General features: G+C 55.8%; 26 protein-coding genes. 11 read left to right on the top strand and 15 right to left on the bottom strand.

All coding sequences use genetic code 11. The annotated features are described in order from the left end of the window. Positions 1 to 41 precede the first annotated feature (41 nt). On the top strand, positions 42 to 623 hold the full coding sequence (gene tag, locus ACQG03_RS01130) for a DNA-3-methyladenine glycosylase I (RefSeq protein ID WP_045621359.1): 582 nt from the start codon (positions 42 to 44) through the stop codon (positions 621 to 623). Next, positions 601 to 1,041 carry an N-acetyltransferase gene (locus ACQG03_RS01125; RefSeq protein ID WP_022646690.1) on the top strand — a complete coding sequence of 147 codons (441 nt, stop codon included), beginning with the start codon at positions 601 to 603 and terminating at the stop codon, positions 1,039 to 1,041. The genes tag and ACQG03_RS01125 overlap by 23 nt, the downstream gene beginning before the upstream one ends. Here the strand turns inward: ACQG03_RS01125 and ACQG03_RS01120 are convergent. Further along, positions 1,010 to 3,379: a molybdopterin guanine dinucleotide-containing S/N-oxide reductase gene (locus ACQG03_RS01120; RefSeq protein WP_063163309.1), complete on the bottom strand. Its 2,370-nt coding sequence runs from the start codon at positions 3,377 to 3,379 to the stop codon at positions 1,010 to 1,012. The genes ACQG03_RS01125 and ACQG03_RS01120 overlap by 32 nt on opposite strands. A 122-nt stretch (positions 3,380 to 3,501) precedes the next feature. Between ACQG03_RS01120 and ACQG03_RS01115 the strand changes: the two genes are divergently transcribed. From ACQG03_RS01115 to ghrB, 6 genes are all read left to right on the top strand, one after another. Beyond that, positions 3,502 to 4,164: an OmpA family lipoprotein gene (locus tag ACQG03_RS01115; RefSeq protein ID WP_022646688.1), complete on the top strand. Its 663-nt coding sequence runs from the start codon at positions 3,502 to 3,504 to the stop codon at positions 4,162 to 4,164. A gap of 157 nt (positions 4,165 to 4,321) precedes the next feature. Next, positions 4,322 to 5,338: a LacI family DNA-binding transcriptional regulator gene (locus ACQG03_RS01110; RefSeq protein WP_063163310.1), complete on the top strand. Its 1,017-nt coding sequence runs from the start codon at positions 4,322 to 4,324 to the stop codon at positions 5,336 to 5,338. A 102-nt stretch (positions 5,339 to 5,440) separates the two neighbouring features. Beyond that, positions 5,441 to 6,190 carry a sugar phosphate isomerase/epimerase family protein gene (locus tag ACQG03_RS01105; protein WP_023305240.1) on the top strand — a complete coding sequence of 250 codons (750 nt, stop codon included), beginning with the start codon at positions 5,441 to 5,443 and terminating at the stop codon, positions 6,188 to 6,190. 3 nt (positions 6,191 to 6,193) lie between these two features. Further along, entirely contained in the window at positions 6,194 to 7,132 is a 939-nt protein-coding gene (locus ACQG03_RS01100; RefSeq protein ID WP_063163311.1) for a sugar kinase, read from the top strand. 117 nt (positions 7,133 to 7,249) lie between these two features. Then, positions 7,250 to 8,530, top strand: coding sequence for an MFS transporter (locus ACQG03_RS01095; RefSeq protein ID WP_063163312.1), 1,281 nt, complete (start codon positions 7,250 to 7,252; stop codon positions 8,528 to 8,530). A gap of 26 nt (positions 8,531 to 8,556) precedes the next feature. Next, complete coding sequence (ghrB, locus tag ACQG03_RS01090; protein WP_063163313.1) at positions 8,557 to 9,531, top strand: glyoxylate/hydroxypyruvate reductase GhrB; 975 nt, start codon at positions 8,557 to 8,559, stop codon at positions 9,529 to 9,531. Between the two features lie 58 nt (positions 9,532 to 9,589). On the opposite strand, the gene cspE is transcribed toward ghrB, so the two are convergent. Together cspE and ACQG03_RS01080 are read right to left on the bottom strand one after the other, a co-directional pair. Further along, the gene (gene cspE, locus ACQG03_RS01085) at positions 9,590 to 9,802 is read right to left on the bottom strand and encodes a transcription antiterminator/RNA stability regulator CspE (protein ID WP_003860775.1); all 213 of its coding nucleotides are present in this window, start codon (positions 9,800 to 9,802) and stop codon (positions 9,590 to 9,592) included. Between the two features lie 243 nt (positions 9,803 to 10,045). After that, complete coding sequence (locus ACQG03_RS01080; RefSeq protein WP_023299059.1) at positions 10,046 to 10,756, bottom strand: DUF3053 domain-containing protein; 711 nt, start codon at positions 10,754 to 10,756, stop codon at positions 10,046 to 10,048. A gap of 330 nt (positions 10,757 to 11,086) precedes the next feature. Between ACQG03_RS01080 and ACQG03_RS01075 the strand changes: the two genes are divergently transcribed. Beyond that, on the top strand, positions 11,087 to 11,374 hold the full coding sequence (locus ACQG03_RS01075) for an HTH-type transcriptional regulator (RefSeq protein WP_003860776.1): 288 nt from the start codon (positions 11,087 to 11,089) through the stop codon (positions 11,372 to 11,374). A gap of 38 nt (positions 11,375 to 11,412) precedes the next feature. Here ACQG03_RS01075 and ACQG03_RS01070 read toward each other — a convergent pair whose 3' ends face one another. The 3 genes from ACQG03_RS01070 to ubiD all read right to left on the bottom strand — a co-directional run bounded on the left by ACQG03_RS01070 (position 11,413) and on the right by ubiD (position 15,484). Continuing rightward, positions 11,413 to 13,032, bottom strand: coding sequence for an ABC-F family ATP-binding cassette domain-containing protein (locus ACQG03_RS01070; RefSeq protein ID WP_063163314.1), 1,620 nt, complete (start codon positions 13,030 to 13,032; stop codon positions 11,413 to 11,415). A 217-nt stretch (positions 13,033 to 13,249) separates the two neighbouring features. After that, a complete protein-coding gene (fre, locus tag ACQG03_RS01065) occupies positions 13,250 to 13,951 on the bottom strand; it encodes an NAD(P)H-flavin reductase (RefSeq protein WP_003860778.1) in 702 nt (233 codons plus the stop codon). Positions 13,952 to 13,990: 39 nt separating this feature from the next. Beyond that, complete coding sequence (gene ubiD / locus ACQG03_RS01060; RefSeq protein ID WP_088581798.1) at positions 13,991 to 15,484, bottom strand: 4-hydroxy-3-polyprenylbenzoate decarboxylase; 1,494 nt, start codon at positions 15,482 to 15,484, stop codon at positions 13,991 to 13,993. Between the two features lie 172 nt (positions 15,485 to 15,656). Here ubiD and rfaH point away from each other — a divergent pair, with 172 nt between their 5' ends. After that, positions 15,657 to 16,148 (top strand): transcription/translation regulatory transformer protein RfaH, encoded by a 492-nt coding sequence (gene rfaH / locus ACQG03_RS01055; RefSeq protein ID WP_063163315.1) that lies wholly within the window; start codon positions 15,657 to 15,659, stop codon positions 16,146 to 16,148. On the opposite strand, the gene tatD is transcribed toward rfaH, so the two are convergent. From tatD to udp, 9 genes are all read right to left on the bottom strand, one after another. Continuing rightward, positions 16,145 to 16,927, bottom strand: coding sequence for a 3'-5' ssDNA/RNA exonuclease TatD (tatD, locus tag ACQG03_RS01050; protein WP_063163316.1), 783 nt, complete (start codon positions 16,925 to 16,927; stop codon positions 16,145 to 16,147). The genes rfaH and tatD overlap by 4 nt on opposite strands. A 41-nt stretch (positions 16,928 to 16,968) precedes the next feature. Beyond that, positions 16,969 to 17,739: a Sec-independent protein translocase subunit TatC gene (tatC, locus tag ACQG03_RS01045; RefSeq protein WP_022646678.1), complete on the bottom strand. Its 771-nt coding sequence runs from the start codon at positions 17,737 to 17,739 to the stop codon at positions 16,969 to 16,971. A 2-nt stretch (positions 17,740 to 17,741) separates the two neighbouring features. Further along, the gene (gene tatB, locus ACQG03_RS01040; RefSeq protein ID WP_022646677.1) at positions 17,742 to 18,284 is read right to left on the bottom strand and encodes a Sec-independent protein translocase protein TatB; all 543 of its coding nucleotides are present in this window, start codon (positions 18,282 to 18,284) and stop codon (positions 17,742 to 17,744) included. 3 nt (positions 18,285 to 18,287) lie between these two features. Continuing rightward, positions 18,288 to 18,542: a Sec-independent protein translocase subunit TatA gene (gene tatA / locus ACQG03_RS01035; RefSeq protein WP_022646676.1), complete on the bottom strand. Its 255-nt coding sequence runs from the start codon at positions 18,540 to 18,542 to the stop codon at positions 18,288 to 18,290. 76 nt (positions 18,543 to 18,618) lie between these two features. Continuing rightward, the gene (ubiB, locus tag ACQG03_RS01030) at positions 18,619 to 20,259 is read right to left on the bottom strand and encodes a ubiquinone biosynthesis regulatory protein kinase UbiB (RefSeq protein ID WP_063163317.1); all 1,641 of its coding nucleotides are present in this window, start codon (positions 20,257 to 20,259) and stop codon (positions 18,619 to 18,621) included. After that, a complete protein-coding gene (ubiJ, locus tag ACQG03_RS01025; RefSeq protein WP_022646674.1) occupies positions 20,256 to 20,861 on the bottom strand; it encodes a ubiquinone biosynthesis protein UbiJ in 606 nt (201 codons plus the stop codon). The genes ubiB and ubiJ overlap by 4 nt, the downstream gene beginning before the upstream one ends. 13 nt (positions 20,862 to 20,874) lie before the next feature. Then, positions 20,875 to 21,630 carry a bifunctional demethylmenaquinone methyltransferase/2-methoxy-6-polyprenyl-1,4-benzoquinol methylase UbiE gene (ubiE, locus tag ACQG03_RS01020; RefSeq protein WP_022646673.1) on the bottom strand — a complete coding sequence of 252 codons (756 nt, stop codon included), beginning with the start codon at positions 21,628 to 21,630 and terminating at the stop codon, positions 20,875 to 20,877. A gap of 66 nt (positions 21,631 to 21,696) precedes the next feature. Continuing rightward, positions 21,697 to 23,154, bottom strand: a complete 1,458-nt coding sequence (gene rmuC, locus ACQG03_RS01015) for a DNA recombination protein RmuC (RefSeq protein ID WP_063163318.1) — start codon at positions 23,152 to 23,154, stop codon at positions 21,697 to 21,699. 139 nt (positions 23,155 to 23,293) lie between these two features. Continuing rightward, on the bottom strand, positions 23,294 to 24,055 hold the full coding sequence (gene udp, locus ACQG03_RS01010; RefSeq protein ID WP_003860792.1) for a uridine phosphorylase: 762 nt from the start codon (positions 24,053 to 24,055) through the stop codon (positions 23,294 to 23,296). A gap of 259 nt (positions 24,056 to 24,314) precedes the next feature. Here udp and ACQG03_RS01005 point away from each other — a divergent pair, with 259 nt between their 5' ends. Next, on the top strand, positions 24,315 to 25,121 hold the full coding sequence (locus ACQG03_RS01005; RefSeq protein WP_023299052.1) for a dienelactone hydrolase family protein: 807 nt from the start codon (positions 24,315 to 24,317) through the stop codon (positions 25,119 to 25,121). The last annotated feature ends 17 nt before the right edge of the window (positions 25,122 to 25,138 follow it).

Below are 25,138 nucleotides of genomic sequence, written 5' to 3'. Positions count from 1 at the left end.
TGAAATTTTTGCGTTTACCGTATCAGGAAGGGAGATGACCTATGCAACGTTGCGGCTGGGTAAGCCAGGATCAGCTTTATATCGATTATCACGACAAGGAATGGGGCGTGCCGGAAACCGACGGTAAAAAACTGTTTGAAATGATTTGCCTTGAAGGCCAGCAGGCCGGGCTGTCGTGGATCACCGTTCTGAAAAAGCGTGAGAACTATCGCAAGGCCTTCCACCATTTCGATCCGGTTGCGGTGGCCGCCATGACCGACGAAGACGTGGAAAGGCTGGTTCTGGATACCGGTATCATCCGCCATCGCGGTAAAATTCAGGCCATGATTGGTAACGCGCGTGCTTATCTGGCGATGGAGCAAAACGGCGAACCCTTCTCAGCTTTTGTCTGGTCGTTTGTGGATAACGAGCCGAAGGTGACGCAGGCCGCCACGCTTGCAGAGATCCCAACGTCGACCCCCGCCTCAGATGCCCTGTCAAAAGCACTGAAAAAACGCGGCTTTAAGTTTGTGGGCACCACCATCTGTTACTCCTTTATGCAGGCCTGCGGGCTGGTCAATGACCACATTAAGGGCTGCTTCTGCCACCCGGAGGGCCACCATGATCCGCAAATGGCAAAGTGAGGATACCGCTCCGCTTTTGAGTCTGTGGCTGGAGAGCACCACCGAGGCGCATCCGTTTATCGACGCAAGTTACTGGCAAGCGAATGAAGCGGTAGTGCGGGATGATTACCTTCCCGCCGCCGAGACCTGGGTCTGGGAGGAAAACGGTACCCTGTGCGGTTTTATCAGCGTCATGCAGTTCCAGTTCGTGGGGGCGTTGTTTGTCGCCCCGGCGTTCATCGGAAGGGGGATCGGGCGTGCGCTGCTGAACTATGTTCAGCAGCACTACCCGTATTTAACCCTGGAGGTGTATCAGAAAAACGTGCGGGCGGTGAATTTCTATCATGCTCAGGGTTTTCGCATCGAAGACAGCGCCTGGCAGGATGATACCCAACACCCGACGTGGATCATGAGCTGGCAGGCGGATCAAATGCCGTAAGGGGAAGCGCCGGCCCCTCATATTTCTCCACCCATGCCAGCGCCGTATTCCCCGCACAGCCATTCCCCAGCTTCGAGCTGGGGAGATCTTTGGTCAGGACGTTTACGGCGCCGTTCTTACAAATACCGCCCTCGTCCAGCGCCAGATCCGGCCATGCTCCCTGATGAATGCAGAACACGCCAGGGCGGATCCCGTCACTCACCACGGCGCCAGCCAGCACCTGCCCGCGTGCGTTCCAGACGCGAACGAGATCGCCGTCGTTAATCCCCCGCGCCTTTGCATCGTCGCTATTCAGCGCGATCGGCTCACGACCCGCCACCGCATACTGCTCGCGCAGAGCCGAATAGTTGAGCTGGCTGTGCAGACGATGGGCAGGATGGGCAGACAGCAGCTGAAGCTGCCCCGGCTGCGCATTGCCATGCCATTCGTCCGGCTCCAGCCACGCCGGGTGCGGCGGGCAGTCCGCGTAGCCAAAGCTGGCGATGCGCTCGCTGTGGATCACAATCTTCCCGCTTTCGGTTTTTAACGGGTTATTCTCCGGATCGCGACGGAAGTCAGCAAAGCGCACAAACCGCGCGTTCTGCTCGCTTTCCGGCATTTCGAAGAGTTGATTCGCCTCCCAGAATTCAGCAAATGGCGGCAGCGTCACGCCCTGCGCAGCCCCGCGCTGGCAGGCAATCTGGTAAAACGTTTCCAGCCATTGCAGATCCGTTTTGCCCTCGGTGAAACGCTCCCTTCCGCCCGCTTCCCATAATTCACTCAGGTCAGCAAAGACGTCATAATCATCCCGCGCTTCATCCCGGGGAGCCACTACGCGCTTCATCGGCACCATATGCTGGTTGCTGTAATCCCCCGTCATGGTGAGATCGTTACGCTCGAACGAGGTCGTGGCGGGCAAAACGATATCGGCATGTTTCGCTGACGCGGTCCAGAAGCACTCCGAGATCACCACCAGCTCCGGTTTCTGCCAGGCGCGGATCAGGCGGTTGGTATCCTGGTGATGGGTGAAGTTGGCCCCACCCGCCCACCAGACAAACTTAATATCCGGGAAATGGCGATCCTGACCGTTGTGCTGATAAAACCCGCCGGGGTTCTCCAGAGCTTCAACAATGCGTGCCACCGGAATTTTATCCACAGCGTCCACGCCCCCCTGCACCGAGCCCTGCATGGACGCCAGCACCGCCGCTTTACGCGTCGGGTTGCCGCCGTTGGCAAAGTGATAGGAAAGGCCAAAACCGCCGCCGGGTGTGCCAATCTGCCCAAGCATCGCGGCGAGCGTCACCAGCATCCAGTGCTTCTGCTCGCCAAACTGCTGGCGCTGCATCCCCCATCCGGACATGAGCATCGTGACATGGCTATGGAATAACGCTGCCAGTTCGCGGATTTTAGCGGCATCAACGCCGCAAATCGCCGCAGCCCACTCTGCGGTTTTGGCGATACCGTCGGTTTTGCCCGTCAGATAGTCGGCAAATTTATCGAACCCCGTTGTGCAGCGCGTCAGAAATTCCGTATCGTGCCAGCCGTTCTCCACCAGGGTGTGGGCGATACCCAGCATCATCGCCACGTCGGTGCCCATATGCGGCGCGATCCAGTCGGCGCTGTCGCCGAAGAAATCAAGCGTTTCAGAACGCATCGGATCGATACAGATGATGCGCTTGCCGCTTTTGCGCAGCGCATCGAAGTAGGAAACGCCCTGCTCGTCGGACGCATTCCAGGCAATTTTAAGGGTATTGAGCGGGTTGGCGCTCCACAGCACCACCACCTCTGTATGCTCCAGCACCAGCGGCCAGCTGGTCTGCTGCTGATAAACCTCATTTCCGCCCACGACATACGGCATGATCGCCTGCGCCGCGCCGGTCGAGTAATCACCCAGATGGCCGGTATATCCTCCGGTCAGGCTCATATAGCGTTGCAGCAGGGTTGCGGCCTTATGCAGCACGCCGTTTGAGCGCCAGCCATAGGAGCCGGCAAAAATGGACGACGGGCCATAGCTGTCGCGGATGCGTTTATGCTGCGTATGGATCAGCGCCAGGGCATCGTCCCAGCTCACGCGCACGAACTCATCCTGCCCGCGAATACCTTGCGGTTTATCCGGTGACGCCAGAAAGCCTTTACGCACCATCGGCCAGCGTACGCGGGTTTTGCTATGTACCTGATCGCGAACGACGGTCTGTAAAGAGTTGAGATGGCGCGAAGGCAAAGCCCCGCGAGACGACAGCACGGTGTCGCCATCGGTTTCGACCAGCATCGGCCCCCAGTGGGCGGCGGTCAGAATGGTTTTTGTTGAGGTGCTCAAAGCGTGCGCTCCTGGTTGCGTGCAGGTATGACGGCCTTTCATTGAGGCAGTTTATCGTTTGTGACAAATTTCAGAGTTATACACTGAATTTTCTCCGTATTCGGACGTCATAATCCACTGCCACGTCCGTCGTGGCAAAGAATAAAAAGGATTAAGGAAATAAGATGAAAAAACGCGTACTCGTTATTGCCGCTCTGGTGAGCGGTGCACTGGCTGTTTCAGGCTGCACAACCAACCCTTACACCGGCGAACGCGAAGCGGGTAAATCCGGCATTGGCGCGGGTATTGGTTCCCTGGTGGGCGCTGGCGTTGGCGCACTCTCCTCCTCCAAGAAAGATCGCGGTAAAGGTGCACTGATTGGCGCAGCGGCAGGCGCAGCCCTGGGCGGCGGCGTGGGTTATTACATGGATGTGCAGGAAGCAAAACTCCGTGACAAAATGAAAGGTACAGGCGTGAGCGTGACGCGCAGCGGTGACAACATCATCCTGAACATGCCAAACAACGTGACCTTTGACAGCAGCAGCGCGACGCTGAAACCCGCAGGCGCGAACACCCTGACCGGCGTGGCCGCGGTGCTGAAAGAGTACAACAAAACTGCCGTGAACGTGATTGGCTACACCGACAGTACCGGCAGCCAGGATCTGAACATGCGTCTGTCGCAGCAGCGTGCCGATTCCGTGGCCAGCTCGCTGATCACCCAGGGCGTAGAAGCGAACCGCATCCGCACCAGCGGCATGGGTCCGGCTAACCCGATCGCCAGCAACAGCACGGCGGAAGGCAAAGCGCAGAACCGCCGCGTTGAGATTACGTTGAGCCCTGTGCAGTAGGTAAAAGCAAAACGGCAACCCTGTTGCCGTTTTAGTGTTTGCGCCCTCTCCCGTGGGAGAGGGTTGGGGTGAGGGCATCAGACCGCCACCCGGCAAATTGCTTGATTCGTCAGATTTTCCCGCTAAGGTATTCTCACTAATTTCAGGGAAATCAGCGATGAGCAAACCAACCCGGGCCACCATCAGCGACGTGGCGAAAGCCGCCAAAACCGGTAAAACCAGCATTTCGCGCTACCTCAACGGCGAGAAACACCTGCTTTCCGATGCGCTGCTGGCGCGAATTGAACAGGCCATTGCCGATCTCGACTACCGTCCCAGCCTGATGGCGCGCGGCCTCAAGCGGGGTCGTACCCGTCTGATTGGCCTCATCATCGCCGATATCACCAACCCTTACTCCGTTAACGTCCTCAGCGGCATTGAGGCGGCGTGCCGTGAGAAAGGCTTTACCCCGCTGGTCTGTAACACCAATAACGAAGTTGATCAGGAGTTGCACTACCTCGATCTGCTGCGCAGCTATCAGGTGGAAGGGATCGTGGTCAATGCCGTCGGGATGCGCGAAGAGGGACTAAATCGCCTGCAACAATCGTCGCTGCCGATGGTGCTTATTGACCGCAAAATCCCGGAATTTGCCTGCGATGTGGTCGGGCTGGATAACACCCAGGCGGCCACCACTGCCACCGAACATCTGATTGAACAGTGTTTCGAAGCCATTTTGTTCCTGAGCGAACCGCTGGGTATGGTTAACACCCGCCGCGACCGCCTGGCTGCATTTCGTGCCACGCTGGCGCGTTATCCCGGTGTGATCGCCGAAAATGCCGAAATCTCCCTCCATGAAGCCGATCAGCTGGATAATACCCTGCGCCAGTTCCATACCCGCCATCGGGGTATGCGCAAAGCGGTGATCTCCGCGAACGGGGCGCTGACGCTTCAGGTTGCCCGCTCGCTTAAACGCATTGGCCTGCACTGGGGCAGCGACATCGGCTTACTCGGCTTTGATGAACTGGAGTGGGCTGAACTTGCTGGCGTAGGCATTACCACCCTCAAACAACCCACCTGGCAGATCGGCTATGCCGCGGTTGAACAAGTGGTTCGCCGCATTGAAGGCACCCGCGACGCCGTACGCGAGCAGGTTTTTTCTGGCGAGCTGATCGTTCGCGGCTCTACTGCCCGTTAATTTCCCCTTCGTGACAGCGATCATAAATTCAGCATCCCGATCTTTTCTTTGGAACCGGTTCCATCTAGCGTAATACTATCGATTACACCCTGGAGTCAGGAAATGAGCAGGAAAATTATGGTGGTCACCGCCGCGTATGGCGCGGATCAGGTGCGACAAGCAGGCGGTCAACGGGCGATGCTTCCCGTTATTGCCGGCGCAGGGGCTGATGGCGTTGAAATCCGCCGCGAGCTCTTCAGCAGCGACGAGTTAATGGCCCTGCCTGCGCTCGGCGAGTCCATTGAACTGCTGGGTTTACTGGCGTGCTACTCCGCCCCGGCCCCCCTGTTTATGCCCGATGGAACCCTCAACCCGGATCTTCCGCGCTACCTTAGCGAAGCCAGCACCCTGAACGCCCTGTGGCTTAAAGTCTCGCTGGGCCATTTCAGCGACAAACAACCGCTTGAAGCCCTGCGCGTACTGCTGGATGAAAGCGGCATGACGCTGGTGGTGGAAAACGACCAGACCGACTGCGGTCAGCTCGCTCCGATGCAGCGCTTCAAAGCTGCCTGCCGGGTAATGGCGCTGCCGGTCACGCTGACGTTCGATATGGGCAACTGGCTGTGGGTTGGCGACTCCCCGGAAGAGGCTGCACGTCAGTTGGCTCCCGCCGTGAGCTACATTCATGTGAAGGCCGCGGTCCCGCATAAGGCGCAATTCCGCGCCGTCGCGCCGGATCAGACCGATTCTCGCTGGCGGGATCTGCTTAATCAACTCCCTGCCGATGCGCCACGCGGTATCGAATTTCCGCTGGAAGGGACGGATCTCACCGCCGTCACCCGCCATTACGTCAACCTGCTGCGCGAGGAGTAGACCATGCACAAGACGCTGGATGTCATCACCATCGGCGAGGCCATGGCGATGTTTGTCGCCACCGAAACAGGCGAGCTGAGCGCAGTGGAGCACTTTATCAAACGCGTTGCAGGTGCTGAGCTGAATGTTGCTACCGGCCTTGCGCGGCTGGGGCTGAATGTTGGCTGGGTAAGCCGCGTGGGAAATGACAGCTTTGGCCATTTCGTACTCGACTCGCTGAAAAAAGAGGGCATTGATGCCGCAGGCGTGACCCTCGACGGACGCTTCCCGACGGGTTTTCAGCTGAAATCTAAAGTTGAAAATGGAACCGATCCCATCGTGGAGTATTTCCGTAAAGGCTCAGCGGCAAGCCATCTCTCCGTGGATGATTATCACCCCGCGTATTTCTCCTCCGCGCGCCACCTGCACCTGAGCGGCGTGGCGGCGGCGCTCTCGGCCAGTTCGTACGATTTACTCGATCATGCCGCTTCGGCAATGAAAGCGCAGGGCAAAACGATCTCCTTTGATCCAAACCTGCGTCCGGTGCTGTGGAAAAGCGAAGCGGAGATGGTTGAGAAACTCAACCGACTGGCGTTTCAGGCGGACTGGGTACTGCCGGGGGTAAAAGAGGGAATGATCCTCACTGGCGAGAGCACGCCGGAAGGCATTGCTGATTTTTACCTCAACAAAGGAGTAAAAGCCGTGGTGCTGAAAACCGGTGCTGACGGTGCATGGTTCAAAACTGCCGACGGCGAGCAAGGCGCCGTCGCTGCGGTAAAAGTCGATAACGTGGTCGATACCGTGGGTGCGGGCGATGGGTTTGCCGTCGGGGTCATCAGCGCCCTGCTGGAGGGCAAACCGCTGTCGCAGGCCGTGGCGCGAGGCAACAAAATTGGTTCGCTGGCGATTCAGGTGCAGGGCGACAGCGAAGGATTACCAACACGAGCAGAGCTCGGAGTCTGAATTCCCTCTCCCTGTGGGAGAGGGCCAGGGTGAGGGCAGCAATCCGCACCAGATAATTAAGCCACCGTGTACCCTACAGACAACGGCGGCAACAACCTCAACAACAGAGGCAAGCCTATGAACAGTTCGACCAATGCAGTAAAACGCTGGTGGTACATCATGCCAATCGTGTTTATCACGTACAGCCTGGCGTACCTTGATCGTGCCAACTTCAGTTTTGCATCCGCCGCCGGGATCAACGAAGACCTCGGGATCACCAAAGGGGTCTCCTCCCTGCTGGGCGCCCTCTTCTTCCTGGGTTATTTCTTCTTCCAGATCCCCGGCGCGATTTACGCTGAACGCCGCAGCGTGCGAAAGCTCATTTTCATCTGCCTGATCTTATGGGGTGCATGTGCATCGCTGACTGGCGTGGTGAATAATATTCCTGCTCTGGCGGCTATTCGCTTTATTCTCGGCGTGGTTGAGGCGGCCGTCATGCCAGCAATGCTGATTTACATCAGCAACTGGTTCACAAAATCTGAGCGTTCACGTGCCAATACGTTCCTGATACTCGGTAACCCGGTCACCGTGCTGTGGATGTCGGTGGTTTCCGGCTATCTGATCCAGTCCTTCGGCTGGCGCGAGATGTTCATCATCGAAGGGGTTCCCGCGATTATCTGGGCCTTCTGCTGGTGGGTGCTGGTGAAAGATAAGCCAGCCCAGGCAAAATGGCTTTCTGAAAACGAAAAAGCCGCACTCCAGGCGCAGCTGGATAAAGAGCAGCAGGGGCTGAAAGCGGTGCGTAACTACGGCGAAGCCTTCCGCTCCCGGAACGTTATTCTGCTGTGCGCACAGTATTTTACCTGGAGTATTGGCGTGTACGGCTTTGTGCTATGGCTGCCGTCAATTATCCGCAGCGGCGGTGAAAACCTTGGCATGGTGGAAGTGGGCTGGCTGTCATCAGTGCCTTACCTGGCTGCGACCATCGCGATGATTATCGTCTCCTGGGCATCGGACAAGCTGCAAAACCGTAAGCTGTTCGTCTGGCCACTCCTGCTGATCGCTGCTTTTGCCTTCATTGGTTCCTGGGCCGTAGGCGCGAACCACTTCTGGGCCTCGTATACGCTGCTGGTGATTGCGGGTGCGGCCATGTATGCCCCGTATGGTCCGTTCTTTGCCATCATCCCGGAAATGCTGCCGCGTAACGTCGCAGGGGGCGCGATGGCGCTGATCAACAGTATGGGTGCGCTGGGTTCGTTCTTTGGCTCGTGGTTTGTGGGCTATCTGAACGGCGCCACCGGCAGCCCTTCAGCTTCTTACATCTTTATGGGGGTGGCGCTTTTTGCCTCGGTATGGCTTACTCTGATCGTTAAGCCTGCTAATAATCAACAGCTACCCGTCGGCGCACACCACGCCTGAATCCTTTTAAATCAACGGAGATTAGCATGAAGCCGTCCGTCATTTTGTACAAAGCACTGCCTGAAGATCTGCAAAAACGCCTGGAGGAACACTTTACCGTTACCCGGGTAAAGAACCTCAGCCCGCAAACCGTGGCACAGCACGCCGACGCGTTTGCCTGCGCCGAGGGCCTGCTGGGTTCAAGCGAAAAGGTGGATGCAGCGCTGCTGGAGAAAATGCCGAAGCTTCGTGCAACCTCAACCGTTTCTGTGGGCTACGACAATTTCGACGTGGATGCGCTTAACGCGCGCAACATCCTGCTGATGCACACGCCACATGCTCTGACGGAAACCGTCGCCGACACGCTGATGGCGCTGGTGCTCAGCACTGCTCGTCGCGTGGTGGAGGTGGCTGAGCGCGTGAAAGCGGGCGAATGGACGAAAAGCATTGGCCCGGACTGGTTCGGCGTGGACGTACATGGCAAAACGCTGGGGATTGTTGGGATGGGCCGTATCGGTCTGGCGCTGGCACAGCGCGCCCATTTCGGCTTCAACATGCCCATTCTGTATAATGCCCGCCGTCATCACGCTGAAGCTGAAGAACGTTTCAACGCCCATTACTGCGAGCTTGATACGTTGTTGCAGGAAGCCGACTTTGTCTGCCTGATCCTGCCGCTGACGGATGAAACGCGTCATCTCATCGGCAGGGCGGCGTTTGAAAAGATGAAGAAATCGGCCATTTTTATCAACGCGGGTCGTGGTCCGGTGGTCGATGAGAAGGCGCTGATTGAGGCACTGCAAAACGGTGAGATCCACGCCGCCGGTCTGGACGTGTTTGAACAGGAGCCACTGCCGGTGGATTCTCCGTTACTGAACATGCCAAACGTCGTCGCCCTGCCCCACATCGGCTCTGCAACTCATGAAACACGCTACAACATGGCGGCGACCGCCGTGGATAACCTGATTGCCGCGCTCGGCGGTAAAGTGGATAAGAACTGCGTTAACCCGCAGATACAACAGTAGAAACGAAAAAACCCGCCAGAAGGCGGGTTTTTGAATTTTGTGCTACTGGGTTGGAAGCTTACAGGCTTACAACGTTACCAGCTGCTGGGCCTTTAGCGCCGCTTTCGATGGTGAAGGAAACTTTCTGACCTTCATCCAGAGATTTGTAGCCATCGTTCTGGATAGCAGAGAAGTGTACGAACACGTCTTTAGAGCCATCGTCAGGAGTGATGAAGCCGAAACCTTTATCAGCGTTGAACCATTTTACCAGACCAGTCATTTTAGCAGACATAGAAATTACCTTATTAACAAATATATTGTGCCTTCCGGCTTGATGGATTGCGTTACAGATTTTTAAGCGATGAAGGAAGGGTCACTACGAAGGGTATCTATGGATAACAATCTGGACTGCTTTACTAAACTGCTTTAGGTCTGTGTAACAAACCGACGAAGATAGTTATACCGATATGGTAGAAGAATGACAAGCGTTATTTTCATCATGCATAAAAAAACCCCGCCGAAGCGGGGGTTTTTCTTATTCCGTTGCAGCGACCGCTGCGCTCCAGGCCTGGCTAAAGGCCTGATGCTGGGACGCCAGCGGCCCAATCAGCGTATTGTACTGACTCGCCTGCTGGGAGGTCGGGAACTGGATACCGTTAGAGACGAAGCTCACCTGCGTACCCTGCTCATTAATAAAGTCACCCACCTGAACCAGCTGCTGAGTAAAGACTTGCGCCGCCGGGATCAGTGGTTGCAAGGCGTTTGACGGCTTGGTCACGACTTTCTCATACACCTGGTCATAAACCGGCTTGAGATCCTCGTCCTGCTTCAACGCGGAGCGCGACGCATCAGCCTGCATTTTGGCATTTTGCAACTGCTGGCTCAGCACCCCAAGGGCGCCGTTGGACTGGCGCAGCGGTTCGCGCTGGGTCATATAATCCTGTGGAACGCGAATGGCATTGACGCTATCCACGACCGGGCGAATACCCGAATCCATCGCCTGGCTTACCTGCTGTGAATAGCCATACAGTATGGCGTAATCCGACACGAATGGACCAAACTGTTTTTTCTGATCCGCAGTCAGCGTTGGTAAACGCTCGCCGCTACGCATCACTGTATTCTGTAAAAAATCGATAAACGCTTTGCGCTGATCGCCTTCTTTATCGAAACACCCACTCAGGCTAACAACCATCAACAACGCCGCAATAGGCGCAAACCAGCGAGAGCAGGACTTTCCTGTCGCCATTTTATTACTCCTTTCACCCAAAAAGCGCACACCGGCACACGCGTGCCCAACGCTGACAAGGATAGTCCAGGTCAGCCTTGCAAGATAGAGTTTTCATGCAAAACGGGTATTGCCGTTTTTGTACTGACTATTTACAAAAAAATACCTGTGCATCCCTACATATGATTAATCAGGTAATTAGCATAACTATCCATATAGCTGAAACGGGTAAAGCGATCGTTATCGCACAATTAATCACAACCGTGACGATCCTGTGTTTGGTTTAGGGACTATTCTTAACATGCTCTCTGATGTTCATGATCCCGATGTGTGATTTATGAGGAGTTCTCAATGGAATTAAAAGATCCTGAGTTTGAGCTGCTGAGCAGCCTGGAACAGATTATTTTTAAAGATGTACCGCCGACGGTTACCCTGAATCAAAAGTCCAATCCTTTTAGTGAATTTGAGCGTTTACGCAAAGGGTCGGGCCTGAAAACAGATGAATTCGCAAGAGCGATGGGTGTCAGCGTAGCGATGGTGCTGGAGTGGGAGTCAAAGCGTGAAAAACCTACCCCAGCCGAGCTAAAGCTGATGCGCCTGATCCAGGCAAACCCTGACCTTCGCAAGCAGTTAGCCTGATAAAGTTTGTTTGCCCCCGCCCTTGCGGGGGCTTGTGTTTAGAAGCTTTCACATCGCCAACCCGACTCTTCCCACACCAGCTCATGCGTCAGCTTTAATCCTGCTAAAAACGCTTCATCGTGCGACACCACCAGCAGCGCGCCGGGATAATCGGCCAGGGCCGCTTCAATGGCCTGAACGGAAGCCAGATCGAGGTGGTTGGTCGGCTCATCCAGAAGCAACAGCTGCGTTGCCGCTTCACGCCACAATACGCAGGCTAGCGCGGCCTTCAGGCGCTCGCCGCCGCTTAGATCGGCCAGTGGAAGTGTCACTTTCTCCGCGCCCAGCTGAAGCTGCGCTAAACGGGTACGCAGCGCCCCCTCTTCGAGCGGCGTATTGCCCAGGCTAAGGTGTGTCATCACCGACTGCGACAGATCCAGCCGGGAAAGATGCTGATCGAGATAAGCACATCTGACGGAGACCTTACAGGTTCCCGTAACAGGGGCGGTTTCGCCCAACATCACTTTCAACAGCGTGGATTTCCCACAGCCGTTCGGCCCGCGTAGCGCCACGCGCATCGGGCCATCCATTCGCCAGTTTATCGGGGAGACAGGCACGTGCGGAAGCACCAGTTCTTCCAGCACCAGCACCTGTTTTCCCTCCGGGATTTCACTGCCCGGCAGGGTAAACATCACCGCGTTATCTTCTTCAACCCGCTCGCGTGCCTGGTGAACCGCAGCGTTCAGGGCATGATTTTGATCGCTATGCTGTTTTTTCCAGGAACCAATCCGCTCTTTCGCCGCCCCTTTGTATTTGACCCGTTCAAACGAGGCGATGTTAAGGCTGTCGACCGTGCGAAGCGTTTTGGCTGAACGCCGCAGGCTGTCGTCATGCTCTTTATGCATACGGGCGCGGGTACGCTTGCGCTCGGTGGCAGCATGCTCCAGCGCGGCGCGGGCAGCCAGCTGTTCAGCATCACGCTGGGTTCGATAGTCAGCATAATTCCCACCGTAGCTGCGCAAGCCCAACGCGCTCAGTTCAAGGATACGCGGTACCTGGGCCAGCAACTCACGGTCGTGAGAGGCCACCAGCACCCCGCCATGATACCGGGAAAGCTGCTCGTAGAACCACACGCGGCCTTGCCTGTCGAGGTGGTTGGTCGGTTCGTCCAGCAGCAGGTAATCAGCATCCGCGGTGAATGCACCGCACAGCAAGGCACGAATGCGCTCGCCGCCGCTTAGCTCTGCCGCGCGTTTGTTCGGCTCAAAAGAGGGAAGTTTTGCAGCGATAAAAGCCTGGCTTAGCCGTTCAGCCAGATCCCAGTAACCATCGAGCGTGTCGAGATCGTCGGGTTCATAATGACCGCCGTCGATGCGCGTGCGCGCCGCAAAGATCGCGTCGTAACCAAGCAGTCCGGCAAGAGTCGTATCCGCAGAAATATCCTGCTGCTGCGCCACATAGACGTGTGTACCAAAGCGCTCAATGTGACCGCTGGCGGGTTCATCAACCCCTGCCAGCAGACGCAGAAGGCGTGTTTTACCGCTGCCGTTGCGGCCAACCAGCGCACACACTGACGCATCCAGAGAAAGATTCAGTGGACCAAAAAGGATATCGCCCGTCGCAAACTGACAGGTGACCTGATGCAAAATAAAAGAGGGGGATTGCGCAAAATGAGCCATAAGCACTCCTGAATGAAATCAAAACATCCCCTGCCGACGCGATGCGTTGAGCAAGGATCGAAATTCATCAGTCGTGTTTGTTCATTTTTGGGGGGCGCTCCTGAGGGCGAAATTTAACGGGAACAAGAATAACGGCAATGCGCCGCCCATTTCAAGGTTAAATTTTCACCAGCGCTATTGCCCGAGCGTAAAAAACCCGCCGAAGCGGGTCTCACAATCAGATAAACGCAAACGCATCGCCAAACAGACGATCTTCCCGCGCGTCACGCTCGTTGCAGAACAGGTCGCGGGCAATTTTCGCCATTTCAAAGCGACCGGCAATGTAGATATCGTGCCCGGCCAGCGTTCCGTGATCCTGCAATACCGCAGTCAGCACCGTGCCGCTGCGCCCGCGCCAGCCCTCTTCCGGCTGCTCGACGACCGGCTCGATGCGCAGGTTTGGATGATTGACGCTCAGCGCTTCCAGCTCAGACAGATCGTAAAGGTGCTTCTCTTCACGGCCGCCCCAGTAGATGGTGATATCGCGATTTGGATTACGCGCCAGCGCCGTCAACAGAATAGAGCGGACATAGGAGAAGCCTGTACCACCGGCAATCAGGATCAGCGGACGGTCTTCGTCTTCACGCAGCCAGGCCTCGCCATGAGGAATATCGACCACGATTTCACGCTCTTTCAGGATGCGATCCATCACGGCCATCGCGTACAGGTTAAGCTCAGACGCACCAATATGCAGCTCAATAAATTCCTTCTCTGCTGGCGTTGAGGCCATAGAGAAAGGACGCTTATCACGCTCGTCCATCACGACCATCAGGTACTGACCGGCACGGAATGAGAATGCCGCTTCAGGAACCAAACGGACGCGATATACGGTGTCGGTAATAGCATCTACCGACGTCACTTTACAGCTTAAGGTTGTCATTCGCTCTCTCTGTCGGGAAGTCTATAGGGCTAAACGGTCTTATTCTGCCTTACCGTTATTCATTATGGCCAGCTCGTCCCAGATCGCGTCAATTCGCGCGGTCACGGCAGGATCTTTTTCGATCGGGCGACCCCATTCACGGTCGGTTTCGCCAGGCCATTTGTTCGTGGCATCCAGTCCCATTTTTGAACCAAGGCCGGAAACCGGCGAGGCAAAGTCCAGATAATCAATCGGCGTGTTTTCCACTAACACCGTATCACGCGCCGGATCCATACGCGTGGTGATGGCCCAGATGACGTCATTCCAGTCGCGGGCATTGACGTCATCATCGCAGACAATCACAAACTTGGTATACATAAACTGGCGCAGGAAAGACCATACGCCCATCATCACGCGCTTAGCGTGACCGGCATACTGCTTCTTCATCGTCACCACCGCCAGGCGATACGAACACCCTTCCGGCGGCAGATAAAAATCAACAATTTCCGGGAACTGCTTTTGCAGGATCGGCACGAACACTTCGTTCAGCGCCACGCCAAGTACCGCCGGTTCATCCGGTGGGCGGCCAGTGTAAGTTGAATGATAAATGGCATCTTCACGCTGGGTAATGTGCGTGACGGTGAATACCGGAAAGTTATCCACTTCGTTGTAATAGCCGGTGTGGTCGCCGTACGGCCCTTCGGGTGCCAGCTCGCCCTGTTCAATGTAACCTTCCAGCACGATCTCTGCGCTGGCTGGCACTTCCAGGTCATTGGAGATGCACTTCACCACTTCGGTTTTGGTACCGCGCAGCAGCCCTGCAAAGGCATATTCCGACAGCGTATCAGGAACAGGCGTCACCGCGCCCAGAATGGTTGCCGGATCGGCACCCAGCGCGACGGAAACCGGGAAGCGTTCACCCGGATGGGCCGCGCACCACTCCTGGAAATCCAGCGCGCCACCGCGGTGGGACAACCAGCGCATGATGAGCTTGTTCTTGCCAATCAGCTGCTGGCGATAAATGCCGAGGTTTTGACGCTCTTTATGCGGCCCACGCGTCACGGTGAGGCCCCAGGTAATCAGCGGTGCGGCATCTTCAGGCCAGCACTGCATAATGGGAATTTTGGTCAGATCAACCGCATCGCCTTCCAGCACTTTTTGCTGGCATGGCGCGCCGCGCAGGCGTTTGGTGGGCATATTCAACACCTGCTTAAACTGCGGCAGCTTGTCGAACAGGTCGCGGAACCCTTTTGGCGGCTCCGGCTCTTTCAGAAAGGCCAGCAGTTTGCCCACTTCACGCAGCGCCGTGACATCTTCCTGCCCCATGCCCATCGCCACGCGGCGAGGTGTGCCAAACAGGTTGCACAGTACCGGCATAGCGTAGCCTTTTGGGTTTTCAAACAGCAACGCCGGGCCGCCCGCGCGCAGGGTGCGGTCAGCGATTTCTGTCATTTCCAGATACGGATCAACAGGAAGCGTAATGCGTTTGAGTTCGCCCTGCTTTTCCAGCAGCGCCAGGAAGTCGCGTAGATCGTGGTATTTCATGCAGTTAATCATGGCCTCTCTGTAAGCGCTTCATTATACGGCGTAAGACCGCGTGATGCTGTAATTTTGTTAAATTAGCGTGAACTTCCACGACTTACTCTCTTTTTCGCCATTATAATCACCTTAGCGATCCCGCCAGGGTTTTGGTATGCTTGCGCCCCGAACAATGGGAAGAGTGATTATGCAGGCCTGGTATTTACTGTATTGCAAACGCGGGCAACTTCAGCGCGCACAGGAACATCTTGAACGTCAGTCTGTTAACTGCCTGACGCCCGTGATCACGCTTGAAAAATTGCAGCGTGGAAAACGCACGACCGTCAGTGAGCCTCTGTTCCCTAACTATCTGTTCGTTGAGTTCGACCCCGAAGTGATCCACACCACGACGATCAGCGCCACGCGCGGCGTCAGCCATTTTGTGCGTTTTGGCGCCCATCCGGCAAGAGTACCGTCATCGGTTATTCATCAGCTCTCTGTCTACCAGCAGCCTGAAGATATTACCGATCCGGAAACCCCTTATGCCGGGGACAGCGTGGTGATCACCGAAGGCGCTTTTGAAGGGTTACAGGCCATCTTCGCTGAACCAGACGGTGAAGCGCGTTCTATGCTGCTGCTCAACCTGCTGAACAAAGAGGTGTTGCAGAGCGTTAAAAACACCGATTTCCGCAAAGTTTAGAACTGCACGCCGAACAGACGACGCACGTTGTCATCGGTTTGGGCTGCCAGCCACTGCGCATCTTCCCCGCGCCAGTACGCCACTCGCTCAGCAATGTGTCCCAGATAAGCCGGTTCGTTACGTCGTGATGCCGGTTTGGGCTGCATATCCCGGGGCAACAGATACGGCGCATCCGTTTCCAGCAACAAACGATCGGCCGGGATTACGGATAACAGCTCGCGCAGCTCCAGCCCACGACGCTCATCGCACACCCAGCCCGTGATACCCAAGTAAAGCCCGCGGTTCAGGCAATCCAGCGCTTCCTGACGGGAGCCCGTAAAGCAGTGCAACACCGCGCCTGGCAGTTTCTCCAGCCAGGGGTCCAGTAGCGCCAGAAAACGTTCATGCGCATCGCGACAGTGCATAAACACCGGCATCCCCAGCTCTGCAGCCAGCGCGAGCTGGGCGGTAAATGCCATCTCCTGCTCTTCAGGCGTCGAGAAGTTACGGTTGAAATCAAGCCCGCATTCGCCAATGGCAACCACTTCTGGCGTAGCTGCCAGACGATGAAGCGCCTCAGCGCTTTCCTGCGTCCACTGGCTGCTGTCATGAGGGTGCACGCCTGCGGTGGACCAGCAGTGTTGATAGCGTTGCGCCAGCTGCCGTGCCTGCTCACTCTCATGCAGATTTGTTCCCGTCAGTAACAGCCCGTTCACGCCGGCGGCAATGGCGCGCGCCACCACCTCATCGCGGTCTTTCGCAAACTGGGCGCTGGTCAGGTTAAGCCCGATATCAAACATACGTATCCCCATATGACAACCGCCCTGACGGGCGGTTGGTTTTATTCTTTAGTGGTCTCTTCAGACGGCTCGTCTTCTTCGTCCCGGGTACGCCCCTTTCCGACGTAGAAACGAGCGAAGAATACGCCGACTTCAAACAGGCAGTACATGGGTATGGCCAGTAAGGTTTGCGAGAAGACGTCCGGTGGCGTTAACAGCATACCTACGACAAATGCCCCTACCAGGATGTACGGGCGCTTCTTACGCAGATCGTCAGGCGTGGTCACCCCCACCCAGCAGAGCAGGACTATCGCGACGGGCACCTCGAAGGCGACACCAAAGGCCATAAACAGCGCCATCACGAAGCTGAGGTAGCTGGCGATGTCCGTCGACACCTGTACCCCTTCCGGCGCGGTATGCGTCAGGAAGCCAAAGGCCAGCGGGAAGACAACGAAGTAGGCGAACGCCATACCGATATAAAACAGCAGCGAACTGGACACCAGCAGCGGAATAACCAGCTTGCGTTCATGCCTGTACAGCGCGGGTGCCACAAATGCCCAGACCTGATACAAAATGACCGGCGCAGAGGCAATCAACGACACCCAGAAGGTCAGCTTGATCGGGGTAAAGAACGGCGAAGCAACGTCCGTTGCAATCATCGTTGCGCCCAGCGGCATCTGCTTAATCAGCGGTGCGGAAACCACCTGATAGATATCGTTGGCAAAATAGACCAGACATAAAAAAATGAGGAAAACCGCAATAATGCAGTTTAACAGACGCTTACGCAGCTCAATGAGGTGCGTAATCAGCGGTTGAGTATCATCTACTGCCATGTTTACGCTTTATCACTCGACGAGGGGGATGATTCGGAAACGGGCGCGGCGGGTTTTACCTCAGCCGTTTTGACCACGGGCTCTTCCGGCGGCACCTGCTTTTTCACTTCGGGCTCCTGCGGCGATTGCTCTGGCGAAGCAGCCTGATGTTCCGCGCTGGAAGGCGTCACACCCTCGCGCTGCTCTTCGCTGCCCTTCACCACCGGATTATGGATGGTGTTTGCTTCATCACTCGCCTTCTCAGGATCGTTAACGCTGTATGAGCGCTTCATGGATTCAGCCGCTTCGCGCAACTCATCCATGGATGCTTTCAGCTCCGGCGTCAGGTTGTCCATGCTCGCCTTTTCAACCTTTTTCAGGCTGTCCTGAAATTCCTGAAGCTTCAGTTCCTGCGCCAGCTCGTTCTGCACGGTCGTTGCCAGCGAACGGAGCGCACGCACCCAGCCCACGACAGTTTTTACCGCAACGGGTAAACGCTGCGGCCCCAGCACAATCAAACCAATCACAAAGACCAGCAGTAACTCACCAAAACCAATGTCGAACACGAATTACACCTGCTCTTTATCGTGACGTTTGGCCTCTTCCTTTTTGGCTTCGTCCTGCTTATCGGCGATAGATTTAGCGGTAAAATCAGCGTCCTGACCGCTTTTTTCCTGCTTATTCTCATCATCGCTCATGGCTTTCTTGAAGCCTTTGATTGACGCGCCCAGGTCGGAACCAATTGATCCGAGTTTTTTCGTGCCGAACAGCAGCACAACGATGACGGCAATGATCACTAACTGCCAGATACTGATACCACCCATGCGTGTTCCCCAGTGATAGATGATTAATTAGTCAGATCGCATTATACGTATGCAATCCCTCGATAGCGACGCTAATTCAGCGTGTTTTTTGCCAGCCAGCAAGCCAGACAACCACACCGGCAGCCATAATCCAGGCTGGCATCATTTCCCAGTCCGGACGATTGATCAACAGCAACGTGCCGCTTATCAGCAGCGTCGCGCCAATTCCGAAGAGATAGCGGGACTGCCCCTGACGCACGCGACTGGATTGAAGCTCGTGCGCGATTTTATCCATGCTGTGCTGAAGGTTCTTGCTCTGACGCAAACTGTCGTAAACCAGTTCAGGAATTTCTGGCATTTTTTCAATCCAGAACGGGCCTTTTTCTTTAAGCGAGCGAACCAGGGCTGGAATACCGACCTGATCCTTAATCCAGGATTCGAGGAACGGTTTCGCGGTTTTCCACAAGTCTAACTGAGGATAGAGCTGGCGGCCTACGCCCTCAACGTAAAGTAATGTTTTCTGAAGTAAAACTAATTGTGGCTGCACTTCCATATTAAAACGGCGTGCGGTGTTGAACAGGTTGAGCAGAACATGCCCGAAAGAGATCTCTGAGAGCGGCTTTTCAAAAATTGGCTCACAGACGGTACGGATCGCAAATTCAAACTCTTCCACGTTGGTATCTGGCGGAACCCATCCTGAATCCACGTGCAGTTCGGCCACCTTACGGTAGTCGCGATTGAAGAAAGCGATAAAGTTCTCGGCGAGATAACGCTTATCCTCTTTATTCAGCGAGCCGACAATACCGCAGTCGATGCCGATGTATTTCGGGTCTTCCGGGTGCTCATAGCTGACGAAAATGTTGCCGGGATGCATATCAGCATGGAAGAAGCTGTCGCGGAAAACCTGAGTAAAGAAGACCTGCACGCCGCGCTCGGCCAGCAGCTTCATGTTTGTGCCCTGTTTTTCCAGCGCTACCACGTCCGAGACCGGGATGCCGTAAATACGTTCCATCACCATCATGTTCTGACTGCAATAGTCAGAATAGACTACAGGAACATACAGCATCGGGCTGTCTTCAAAGTTTCGACGCAGCTGAATGGCGTTCGCCGATTCACGCAGCAGGTTAAGTTCATCGATGAGCGTTTTTTCGTATTCCCGTACCACTTCCAGCGGACGCAGACGGCGGCCATCCGGCAACAGACGCGGCACCCAGCGAGCCAGGCGATAGATCAGCTTCATGTCCGCTCTGATAACCGGCAGGATATCCGGGCGAATCACCTTAATGACCACCTCTTTGCCATTCTCCTTCAGGCGCGCGGTGTGAACCTGCGCAATAGAGGCAGAGGCCAGAGGCTGAATGTCGAAATCATCAAACCAGGTCTCGATGGGGATATTGCCCATCGCTTCTTCGATTTGTTTCTTCGCTCTCTCTCCGTCAAACGGAGCGACGCGGTCCTGCAATAGCGCGAGCTGATCGGCAATCTGCGGCGGGAAAAGGTCGCGACGCGTTGAGAGCATCTGCCCAAACTTGATCCAGACCGGTCCCAGCTCCTGCAACGCAAGACGCAGGCGTGCGCCCAGCTCCTGATCCTTATGGCGATTCGGCATCCAGAACAGCGTGCGACGCCAAAGCCGAAGCGGCAGGGTGATACGCATTCTGGGGATAAGCTCGTCGAGCCCGTAGCTCAAAAAGGTGCGAACGATAAAATAGAGGCGCCGAATTTCACCAGGCGTCATTTGCCCTCCAGTTTTTCAAGCCGTTTGGTTAACGCATCAACTGCGCGCTCAACTGCCGCGGTCTCTTCTGCAAACCAGGCGACTTCTAAAGGCCCAGGCGCCATACGCCACTCTTCGGTCAGCACCTCGGCAGCATAGCGCTGTTGACGGAGCAGGCCTTTACGCAGGAAAGTGGAACCAGTGCGCAGCGTTTTGCTTATCCCTTCAGCCGCGATGTCGCCGATATAGGGCGCCAGCAGTTCCGCGGGGTCAAATTCAGCCTGATCGCTGAGTGCAACGAAGTTCTGTACCACCTGAATATCGCCCTCGACCTCCAGCTCACCGCTGCGAATAAGCGCCGTCATCTGCTGACGGTCACGCAGTTTTGGCAATACGCTCATGTGCGTAATCACCGAGCAGTCAGCCTCGCCTTCCCACTCCCCCAGAACGTCAAGCTGGCGTTCGCTGAAGACCAGCACAAGCGGCGTCGAGAACTCTTTTAAAACGATACGCAGCACCTTTCCGTTAAGCCGCTGACGTGCGGTTTTCAGCGCCGGGGCGCGATACAGAAAGGCATTCAGTACATTCTCGATGCCTGCGGTGACTAAGGGTTTAATGGGCACGGGAAACCTCCACTCAGAACTTGTAACCACGATGCAGCGCGACGACACCCGCCGTCATATTGAAGTATTCCACGTTTTCAAACTCCGCATCCTGCATCATCGCTTTCAGCGTGTCCTGATCCGGGTGCATTCGGATGGATTCGGCCAGATAACGGTAACTTTCTGCATCGTTTGCCACCAGCTCGCCGATGCGCGGCAGAACGTGGAAGGAATAGGCATCGTAAGCTTTGCTCAGCGGGTCGATAATCGGTTTAGAAAACTCGAGTACCAGCAGTCGGCCACCCGGCTTCAGCACGCGGTACATAGAGCGCAGCGCTTTATCTTTATCGGTCACGTTACGCAGGCCGAAGGAGATGGTGATGCAGTCGAACGTATTGTCCGGGAACGGCAGCGCTTCGGCGTTGGCCTGAACATATTCAACGTTGCCTACCACGCCGATGTTACGCAGCTTTTCGCGTCCCATTTTCAGCATGGAGTCGTTGATATCTGCCAGCACCACGCGACCGGTTTCGCCAACCAGACGGGAGAATTTAGCGGTCAGATCCCCTGTGCCGCCGGCTAAATCCAGCACCTTTTGTCCACGGCGCACGCCGCTGCAATCAATAGTGAAGCGCTTCCACAAGCGATGAATGCCAAACGACATCAAATCATTCATCACATCGTACTTCGCCGCCACGGAATGAAATACGTGGGCCACCATGTCAGCTTTCTGCGCTTTGGCGACAGTCTGAAAGCCAAAGTGCGTTGTGTCTTGTGAATCGTCAACCATCTCAGAGCCTGCTAATCAGTCAAATGTTCGTGAAGTGTAACAGATTGGGCGCATTTGCCCTACGTTTCAACCACCGTGAAAGAAACGCGCCGACTGCGCTTCGGGGGATAAACTCGCCGCTAACCCATTGTCTTTATTGCGGCTATTTTGCTCACCATCGCCTTCACGCAGACGAAACTCCTCGTCCTGAGCCGTAGCCTGCTCCACCAGTTCCGGATTAATCTCGCGTTTAACTTCCACCCCCAGGCTGCGAAACGCCTCCGCCTGCGCCAGCAAATTGCCGCGCCCGGAGGAGAGTTTTTTCATCGCCTGGCGGTAGTTATCCTGCGCGCGATCCAGGCTTTGCCCCACCGAGGACATATCGTCCACAAACAGCCGCATTTTGTCGTACAGCTTGCTGGCGCGATCGGCAATCTGCTGCGCGTTTCGGCTTTGGTGCTCATAACGCCACAGGTTGGCAATGGTACGTAACGCCACCAGCAGCGTGGTGGGGCTGACCAGCATAATGTTATTTTTCAGCGCTTCGGTGATCAGTTCGGGCTGTCTGTCGAGCGCCAGCAGGAAGGCTGGCTCAACCGGAATGAACATCAGCACATAATCCAGCGATCGCAGCCCCGGCAATTGTTGATAATCTTTTCTGCCCAGCAGACGGATATGGTTACGCACGGAGGCGATATGCTCCTGCAACGCTGTCTCGCGGGTATAGTCATCTTCCGCGTTGAAGTAGCGCTCATAGGCCACCAGCGTCATTTTGGCGTCGATAACCACATCTTTGCCCTGCGGCAGACGAACAATGACATCCGGCTGCATCCGCGAGCGCGCATCGTTTTCAATGCTGACCTGCGTTTCGTATTCGTATCCTTCACGCAGGCCAGAGGCCTCCAGCACGCGCGTCATGACCACTTCGCCCCAGTTTCCCTGCGCTTTGTTATCACCTTTCAGTGCGCGCGTCAGGTTAACCGCCTCCTGAGCCATCTGCGCATTCAGCTGCTGGAGATTACGGATCTCATGCGCCAGCGTGTGGCGCTCGCGAGCCTCCTGACCAAAGCTGTCCTGCACCTGACGGCGAAAGCCGTCCAGCTGTTCACGCAGCGGCGTCAGAAGGCTGTTCAGGCTCTGGCGGTTCTGCTCATCCACGCGGCGATTGCTGTGCTCAAAAATGCGGTTCGCGAGGTTCTCAAACTGCTCGCTAAGACGCTGCTCGCTGTTGATCATCTGACGGATTTTGTCTTCGGCGTGCAGTTGGGTGGATTCAAGGCGGGTGGTCACTTCCCGGAGATCGGCCTCCAGCGAGGTGTTAATGTCGCGCAGATTGCGCAGTTCGTTATTGAGCAGTTCACACTCATCGCGCCAGTGGTCACACAGCGCAAGCTGTTGTTTCGTCGCGCTGAGTTCGGCGACGATCTCTTCGCGCTCTGCCAGCTGATCGGCTTTCTGCTGAGCATGTTGGTAGCCGCAAATGAGCCAGCCAATCCCCACGCTCACCAGCGCAACTATCGCATAAACCAGGATTGAGATATCCACAATGCCCCCTGCATCCACGTGTAACCCGCACAAAATAGAATTGTGCTGTATGAACGTCCAGTTTGAAAGGGTTTTCCTGCGAGGCGTTACGCAAAAAAGAAAGGCCGAGCATGTCGGCCTTTTAGCACTGAAGAGAGAATTAGATCAGACGGCGCGCCGCTTCAACCACGATTTTCACCGCATGGCTTTCAGTCTGCTTCATGGTTTCAGCGTTCGGGATCTCCTGCTGGGTACGGTTGACGATAACGCCCGCCACCATACCGGCACGCAGACCCTGGCTTGCGCACATGGTCAGCAGCGTCGCAGATTCCATTTCGTAGTTCATGACGCCCATCGACTGCCACTCTTCCATTGAGCCTTTGAAACGGCTCACCACGCGACCAGAGAAGGTGTCGTAACGCTCCTGGCCCGGGTAGAAGGTATCGGAAGATGCAGTGACGCCCACGTGGGTGGTGGCGCCCACGGATTTCGCCGCTTCAACCAGCGCGGTGGTGCATTCGAAATCAGCCACTGCCGGGAATTCCATCGGTGCAAAGTGCAGGCTTGCCCCGTCCAGACGCACGGATGCGGTGGTAACCAGCACGTCGCCCACGTTGATGTGCGGCTGAATGGCGCCTGTGGTGCCAATGCGCAGGAAAGTACGAATGCCCAGCTGTGCCAGCTCTTCAACGGCGATAGAGGTAGACGGGCCACCGATACCGGTAGAGCACACGATCACCGCTTTACCGTCCAGCTCTGCGCGCCAGGTGGTGAATTCGCGATGCGCTGCCAGCTTAACCGGCTTATCCATCAGCGCGGCGATCTTTTCCACACGCTCAGGATCGCCAGGGACGATAGCAAGCGTAGCCCCTTGTAAATCGTTTTTAGTGAGGCCGAGATGAAAAACATCAGACTTAGACATAGGTGACTCCTCTGTGGGTCGGTTTGTCAGAAGAAGTAAAACGGTACTTTACAGAAGCAATGTGCATTATTTCGTGACACACCTCACCATGAATGAAAATGATTGCAGTTAATTTCCATAAAATGGTGATTCACATCACATTAACAAGTTATATCGCCGGGTGCTGCACAAAAGATAGACGCTATAAGGCACTGTGGGTTGTTAACCTGGTGTCTATATTTATCTTTGCGCTAATCCATTCATTGGTACGGAGAATGCCATGACTGAAAAAACCGGTTTTGCACCTGCTGCGGCCCCGCATGCTTCAACCATCGTCTCAACCCCTGAAGAGGCCATTACCGCAGGCGAGACCTCCATTCCCTCCCAGGGAGAGAACATGCCAGCGTACCACGCGCGGCCAAAATCCGCCGATGGCCCGCTGCCCATCGTGATCGTGGTGCAGGAAATATTTGGCGTTCATGAACATATTCGCGACCTCTGCCGCCGTCTGGCGCTGGAGGGTTACCTGGCCGTTGCGCCGGAACTCTATTTCCGTCAGGGCGATCCGAATGATTACAGCGACATCCCGACGCTGTTCAGCAACCTGGTCAGCAAAGTGCCGGACGCGCAGGTGCTGGCCGATCTCGACCACGTTGCCAGCTGGGCAGCGCGCAACGGTGGCGATGCGCATCGTCTGATGGTGACTGGCTTCTGTTGGGGCGGACGCATTAGCTGGTTGTACGCCGCGCATAACCCGCAGCTAAAAGCGGCCGTGGCCTGGTACGGCAAGCTGGTGGGTGAAAAAACGCTGAATTCACCGAAGCAACCTGTTGATATTGCGACGGATTTAAATGCGCCTGTGTTGGGGCTCTATGGCGGTCAGGATACCGGGATCCCGCTTGATACGGTCGAGACCATGCGCCATGCGTTGCGCGCAGCAAACGCGAAGGCGGAAATTGTGGTGTATCCGGAAGCCGGGCACGCCTTTAATGCCGATTATCGTCCGAGCTATCATGCGGAATCGGCGAAAGATGGCTGGCAGCGGATGCTGACATGGTTTAGCCAGTACGGCGGGAAAAAAGCGTAAAAGCAAAAAGCCCGGTG

The sequence above is a fragment of the Enterobacter cloacae complex sp. 342H5 genome (genome assembly GCF_050030905.1).
In the GTDB taxonomy this organism is placed as follows: Bacteria; Pseudomonadota; Gammaproteobacteria; order Enterobacterales; family Enterobacteriaceae; genus Enterobacter; species Enterobacter intestinihominis.
Note: the sequence above shows the minus strand (reverse complement) of the source record. Positions and strands in the feature narration are given on the sequence as shown.